We start from the raw sequence: 6,351 nt of genomic DNA on the forward strand, positions 1-6,351 counted from the left end.
CGGCGCATGACATTGCGCCGCCTCGGGTATCCTGCCCTTTGATATCAATGCGAGCGTAAATCGCTCAGGAAGCGCTGGGCGCGCGGGTGCTGTGGTTGGGTGAAGAACTTCTCTGGCGTCGATTTCTCCAGAATTTGCCCCTGATCCATAAACCAGATGGTGTCCGCCACTTCACGCGCGAAATTCATCTCGTGCGTCACGCACATCATCGTCATCCCTTCCTGCGCCAGGCTGCGCATCACCGATAACACTTCACCGACCATTTCAGGATCGAGCGCCGAGGTCGGTTCATCAAACAGCATCACCGGCGGCTTCATTGCCAGCGCACGGGCAATCGCCACCCGCTGCTGCTGGCCGCCAGACAACTGCGCCGGATAGGCGTCCGCTTTGTGTGATAGGCCAACGCGCTCCAGCAACTCACCCGCCTGTTTACGCGCTTCTGCACGCTTCACGCCCAATACTTTCATCGGTGACATCATGATGTTCTCTGCCACCGAGACGTGGGGGAACAGGTTGAAGCTCTGAAACACGAACCCAATGCGAGTGCGTAGATGGTTGAGGCGTGTACTGCTGCCATGAATGTCGGTGCCATCAAATACGATCTGGCCATTATCAATCGGTTCCAGACGATTAACGGTGCGGATCAAAGTGGATTTTCCCGATCCAGACGGACCGCACACCACCACCACTTCGCCGGTATTGATTTCGGCACTCAGGTCGGTCAGTGCCTGATACGCGCCGTACCATTTGTTGACCTGGTTAAACATGATCATCGGGGTCATTGTGGTTCCTTATTGCGAAGAGGTTTTAGTCAGCATCACCGCGGGTGCAACGCTGGGATTAGCCTGCGGCGGTTGGCGACGTTTCTGCGCAATATGCGCTTCAAGTTTGTTAGCGAGCCAGGTGAGGCTGAAGCAGATGATGTAGTAACTCAGCGCCACAATAGCGAACACCTGGAACGGTTTGGTCAGCAGTTGATTGCTGACCTGATTAGCGGCAAAGGTCAGCTCCGGCACGTTAATCACGTAGCCCAGCGTGGAGTCTTTGATGATGGAAACCAACTGGCTCACCAGGCTCGGCAAGGTGTTGAACAGCGCCTGCGGCAGAATCACTAAACGCAGGGTTTTCAGGTGGCTCATCCCCAGCGCACGTGACGCTTCATACTGGCCGTGCGGCAGCGCCTGAATGCCGCCACGCACGATCTCAGCGATGTAGGCGCTCTCATAAATCACCAGCGTACACAGCATGGTGGCGAAGCCGCTGATGTTGTGGCCAATCAGCAACGGGACGCAGAAGTAGGTCCAGAACACCACCATCATCAGCGGAATGCCGCGCAGCAGATACACCCAACAGGTGGCGGGCCAGCTCAGCCAGCGCCACGGCGACAAACGTGCCAGTCCAAGCAACACGCCGATGGGGAAAGCCAGCAACACGGCCAGCACGGAGATCAATAGCGTACAGAGTACGCCGCCCAGCGGACCGTTAGGGTACTGGCCCATTAACAGCAGCATGCCGTTGTCATGCAAAATGGTGAAGATCTCTAACATCGCCATTACCTCGCGTAAACGCGCTGGAAGCGGCGGGCCAGCAGCGCGCCCAAGCCCATCAGCAGCAGGGAGAAGAACAGGTAACCCACGGTTGCCACTAAGTAGGATTCGAAGGTACGGAAGGTTTGGTTCTCGATATCACGCGTCACATAGGTGAGGTCTGCCACGCCAATCACCATCGCCAGACTGGTGTTTTTGAACAGCAACACGGTGTGATTGACCACAGATGGCAGCGCATTGCGCACACCCTGCGGCAATATCACCGAGCGCATGGCGCGTACATAGCTCATGCCAAGCGCGCGGGCGGCTTCGTTTTGCCCATCGGGAATAGCGCGCAGGCCGCTGCGGATATCTTCAGAGAAGTAGGCGGCCTGACACAGCCCGAGCGCGATAAGAGAAAATAAAAACTCGGCGTTGTAGTCAACGATCATCATCTGCAGCGATTCCGGCAGCAGTGTGGGGATCGCGAAGTACCACATCATCAACTGAATCAGCGTTGGCACATTGCGGTGGTAGGAGACGTACGCCTTGACCAGCCCAACGGCAAGCCGATTCTCCGTCAGGCGCACCACCACCAGTAGCAGGGCGAGAACCATCGCCAGCAGCCAGGCACCCAACGCCAGTTCAAGGGTGACCACCGTTCCGTCAACGATCATCTGGCCGTAATGGCCGGTTATCACACTGCTGAAATCAAGTGCCATACAGTTACCTCATCGTACGGTTTTACGCGGTGCGGTCGCCCGGTCGCATAGTGGAAAGACCGCCCGGCACCTGCAGCGTCGGGGTTATTTCGATGTTGCCGATGTTGACGGCGACCGGCGCAGACAGCGCAAAGGCCACGCAGTCGGCAATATCTTTGGCCTGAGGGAGTTCGAAGCCATCGATAAAGCGGCGACGCGCATCATCGTGATCGCCTGAAACGTTACCGAAGATGTCGGTGGCCACGCGGCCTGGGCAGATTTCGGTGATACGCACACGTTTGCCATAGCAGTCCACGCGCAGCTGGCGTGACAGGGCATGTACTCCGGCTTTGGTGGCGTGATACACCGAGTTGCCGTTGAAGTTGTAGATGGCGGCAATCGAGGTGATGTTGAATACGTGGCCACGATCACGCGCCATCATGCCCGGTACCAGCAAGCGGCACAGGTGCAGCACAGCACGCAGGTTCACATCCACTTGTGTCTCCACCACGTTTTCGTCTGCCTCGAGAATCGAACCAGGATGAGAGAGACCTGCATTGTTGACCAGGATATCGATCTCCAGATCTTTGCACAGCGCAGTCAGCGCATTAACGTCGCTGACATCCACGGCATGCGGGATGCAGCCGGTGCGATCGGCCAGCGCGGCCAGCTGTTCCTTGCGACGCGCCACCGCGTGCACGGTGATCCCTTCTTTGCACAGGCGCTCAACAATCGCTTCGCCCATGCCAGCTGATGCGCCGGTCACCAGCGCGGTTTTGTAATCTGAAAATGGCATTTGTGTTTCCTCGTTTCGCCAGGGGTGTCTCCGGCGTATTGGGTCTTTTTTGACTTTATGCAGTTATGCCGCAAGGGCATAAGACATAAAAACTTTGAGGCGATAAGAGCCCCTTATAACCGGATCGATAATTAATTATCCGATTGAATAATAAGGATTTCTTCGTCGTATTCAACCACGGAACGTGTTTCAGGAGATAATGGCTGCACCCGCCCTTTGCAGGGGCTGAGCACCGGCACGTACAGTGGGCCAACCTGCACCATCGCCAGCAGATCCTGAGGTTCAACTTGCTGCCCCGGCTGGACAAAATCTTGCTGGCTGTGTGGATGGCGACGCAGCAACGTGCCGGGTAGCGGCGCGCCAATGCGATGCGTCACGGGCGGACACGCCTCCGTAGGGATCATCGTGGGGGATGTGAAAGAGGGCGGGGCAAACGTCAGACGCACCGACCACTGTTTGCCCTCTAACACCAGACTATTGAGGCCGGATCGTTGCATCTTGCGCGCCAGCGCACGCAGCGTCGGCAGCGGTATCGCAGTTTTTTCCATGGGGTTCCCGTCAAAGCGAAACACGCCCGCCGCAGCGGGCAACAGACCGAATCAATCTAGCGCGTTCGTCAGACGGGCAGTAAGAGGGTTTCGCTTTGCGGTGATAAGCGGGTCTTATCCCACCAGAGTCAGTGGATGGTTCTCCACGTTGCGGCGCGACATCAGCGACAGCAGAATCGATTTCACTGCTTCAGCAGGCTGGGACAGCGGCAGATGATCTGACATGCAGAACGACAGTGAGGCCTGCACATCCGGCTCGATGATCTTCGCCATCCAGGTATCGCCATTTTTCAGCATCGCGCGTGCGGCAGATTCCGGCATGATGGTGGTACCCAGGCCGGCACTCAGTGCCGCATTCAGGGTGGTTTGCGACTCAATTTCGCACTTCACGCGGTACTGCAGATTGTTCTGCACGAAGGCGTCATCCAGCACTTTGCGCATGATGTTGTAGATACGTGGCAGGAAAAGATCATATTGCGCGACCTGCGACAGTGGGATCTCTTTCACTGGTTTCGCCAGGCTGAACGGGCAAACGAAGCACAAATCCTCTTTCATCAGCGGCATGAAGCGCAGGCCATGGATGGTGCGATGATCGTAAATCACCGCCATATCCATGCGGCCGTTCATGATCAGCTCGCTCAGGGTGGTGCCGAAGTTTTCGTTAAAATAGAGCACGATGCCAGGATGTTGTTGCTGCACTTCCATCATCAGCGGCAGCGCCAGGTTTTGCGCCGCAGTGCCCGGTGCCAGCCCGACCGAGACGCTGCCGCTTAGCGCTGCACCAACCAGATCAATCGCACTTTGCGCCTGTTCGCACTGGCGCAAAATGGACTGTGCATGGGAATAGAGTGTTTTCCCGGCTTCGGTGGGCGTGACGCCGCGTTTGGTGCGAATCAACAGTTGTTGATTCACTTCACCTTCCAGCGTGGCCAGCTGTTGGCTTAACGCAGGTTGGGCAATATGCAGGATATCGGCAGCTTGCGTCAGGCTTCCGACGTCAACAATTTTAACAAAGTACTTCAGGCGACGAAGATTCATGGACACTTCCCTCAAACAGAACGCATATCCTCCTCAAGCAAAGTTGATGCCAGGATAAGCTTTCGTTATTGAACTCAGACAGGAGGGTACGGCTACCGGGCCTCCTGAGGCTGGTGCTGAGCTAGTGAGCCGCCGGCATGGCGGGTGTTGAAAAATGCAGCGCTGCACCGAATGAGTGCAGTTGACCCATCAGCATTGCCAATGACGGGCAAGGAAAATCGTGGGTTCGAGATGTGACTCGGGAAAGAAAGTAACACTTTATTAACATCCCGTCAGGCGTGCGGGCGTGACCTGTCGCGCAATTCTGAGTCAATCTGCTGCCTTTATGGCAGAAGTGTGCAGTCGGTCCAGTCATCGCTTTGTGTTATATCACCACAACAAAGCACTATTATCCGTGGCTTCGGCCCTAATCCTATGCTCAGGGAAAACTGACACTCCCCGAACCCAGGATTGACCATGCCCGAGATAGCCGATCGATTAAAGAATGTGACCGTTTCCGCCTCCGTTGCCATGACCCAAAAAGCGCGCGATCTCGCGGCGCAGGGCGTTGATGTGGTAGCACTTTCTACCGGCGAACCGGATTTCCCCACACCAGAACATGCGATTGAAGCCGCCTACGCTGCCGCACGCGCGGGCGATACGCGCTATCCACCGACCGACGGTACGCCTGCGCTGCGCAAAGCCATCCAGCTGAAATTCAAGCGGGATAACCAGCTGGAGTATGACGTGAGCCAGATTCTCACGGCGGGTGGCGCGAAGCAGATCATCTTTAACGCCATCATGGCGACCATCAATCCGGGCGACGAAGTGGTGATCCCCACGCCGTCATGGATCAGCTATGCCGATATCGTGAAATTTGCTGGTGGCGTTCCAGTACCGCTGCCGTGTGCGCAGGAGAACGGCTTTAAACCGCTGCCATCGGATCTGGATGCGGCGATCACTGACAAAACCAAATGGCTGCTGCTGAACTATCCGAGCAACCCAACCGGTTCAGTGGCCAGCAAAGCCGAGCTACTGGCGCTGGGCGATGTGCTGTTGCGCCATCCGCAGGTGTGGATTATGACGGATGATATCTATGAGCATCTGATCTACGACGATGTGCGTTTTTATACCCTCGCGCAGGTTGAACCACGCTTGTATGACCGCGTGCTGACGGTGAACGGTGTGTCGAAAGCTTATTCGATGACCGGCTGGCGTTTGGGCTTCTGCGGCGGTCCTGCACCGCTGATTAAAGCCATGAGCAACGTGAACACCCAGAACAGCGGTGGCGTCTGTACCCTGACGCAGGCGGCGGCGGTAGCGGTGCTGGAAGGCCCACAGGATCTGTTGCAGGAGCGTGCACGCATTTACCGTGAACGCCGTGATTACGTGCTGGAGCGTCTGACCTCGATTGATGGTCTGCGCTGCCATAAGCCAGAAGGCGCGTTTTATCTGTTTGTGAATATTGAAGGATTGATCGGCAAGACCAGTGCGGGGGGGCGCTTCATCAGCAACGATGCCGATTTTGTGCTGGCGCTGATTGAAGAGCAGCACGTCGTCACCGTACAGGGTGCGGCTTATGGTATGAGCCCGTACTTCCGTTTGTCCTATGCCACCAGCATGGAACGCTTAGAGACCGGCTGCGATCGCATCGCGGCGTTCTGCGCTGGCTGCCGTTAAGCGGAAAACGAGAAAATGGCTGCCGAAGGGCATAATGCCGATCAGTTAAGACAAAAATGATCGGTTGAACGATCCGGCAGTTC

7 protein-coding genes are annotated in these 6,351 nt (G+C 56.5%); 1 reads left to right on the forward strand and 6 read right to left on the reverse strand.

What is annotated here, in order from left to right; all coding sequences use genetic code 11:
• Positions 1-44: 44 nt before the first annotated feature.
• From IAE30_RS19775 to nac, 6 genes are all read right to left on the reverse strand, one after another.
• Positions 45-782, reverse strand: a complete 738-nt coding sequence (locus IAE30_RS19775; protein ID WP_038643526.1) for an amino acid ABC transporter ATP-binding protein — start codon at positions 780-782, stop codon at positions 45-47.
• A gap of 9 nt (positions 783-791) precedes the next feature.
• Positions 792-1,547 (reverse strand): amino acid ABC transporter permease, encoded by a 756-nt coding sequence (locus IAE30_RS19780; RefSeq protein ID WP_038643525.1) that lies wholly within the window; start codon positions 1,545-1,547, stop codon positions 792-794.
• 5 nt (positions 1,548-1,552) lie between these two features.
• Complete coding sequence (locus IAE30_RS19785) at positions 1,553-2,248, reverse strand: amino acid ABC transporter permease (protein WP_038643523.1); 696 nt, start codon at positions 2,246-2,248, stop codon at positions 1,553-1,555.
• A gap of 22 nt (positions 2,249-2,270) precedes the next feature.
• Positions 2,271-3,023: an SDR family oxidoreductase gene (locus IAE30_RS19790; protein WP_200680791.1), complete on the reverse strand. Its 753-nt coding sequence runs from the start codon at positions 3,021-3,023 to the stop codon at positions 2,271-2,273.
• A gap of 131 nt (positions 3,024-3,154) precedes the next feature.
• Entirely contained in the window at positions 3,155-3,571 is a 417-nt protein-coding gene (locus tag IAE30_RS19795; RefSeq protein ID WP_038643521.1) for a biotin/lipoyl-containing protein, read from the reverse strand.
• A gap of 114 nt (positions 3,572-3,685) precedes the next feature.
• Positions 3,686-4,609 carry a nitrogen assimilation transcriptional regulator NAC gene (gene nac, locus IAE30_RS19800; protein ID WP_034826712.1) on the reverse strand — a complete coding sequence of 308 codons (924 nt, stop codon included), beginning with the start codon at positions 4,607-4,609 and terminating at the stop codon, positions 3,686-3,688.
• A 456-nt stretch (positions 4,610-5,065) separates the two neighbouring features.
• Here nac and IAE30_RS19805 point away from each other — a divergent pair, with 456 nt between their 5' ends.
• Positions 5,066-6,268: a pyridoxal phosphate-dependent aminotransferase gene (locus IAE30_RS19805; RefSeq protein WP_200680793.1), complete on the forward strand. Its 1,203-nt coding sequence runs from the start codon at positions 5,066-5,068 to the stop codon at positions 6,266-6,268.
• Positions 6,269-6,351 lie beyond the last annotated feature (83 nt).

Origin of the sequence: Pantoea sp. S61 (assembly GCF_016625145.1) — a bacterium.
Lineage (GTDB): Bacteria > Pseudomonadota > Gammaproteobacteria > Enterobacterales > Enterobacteriaceae > Pantoea > Pantoea rwandensis_B.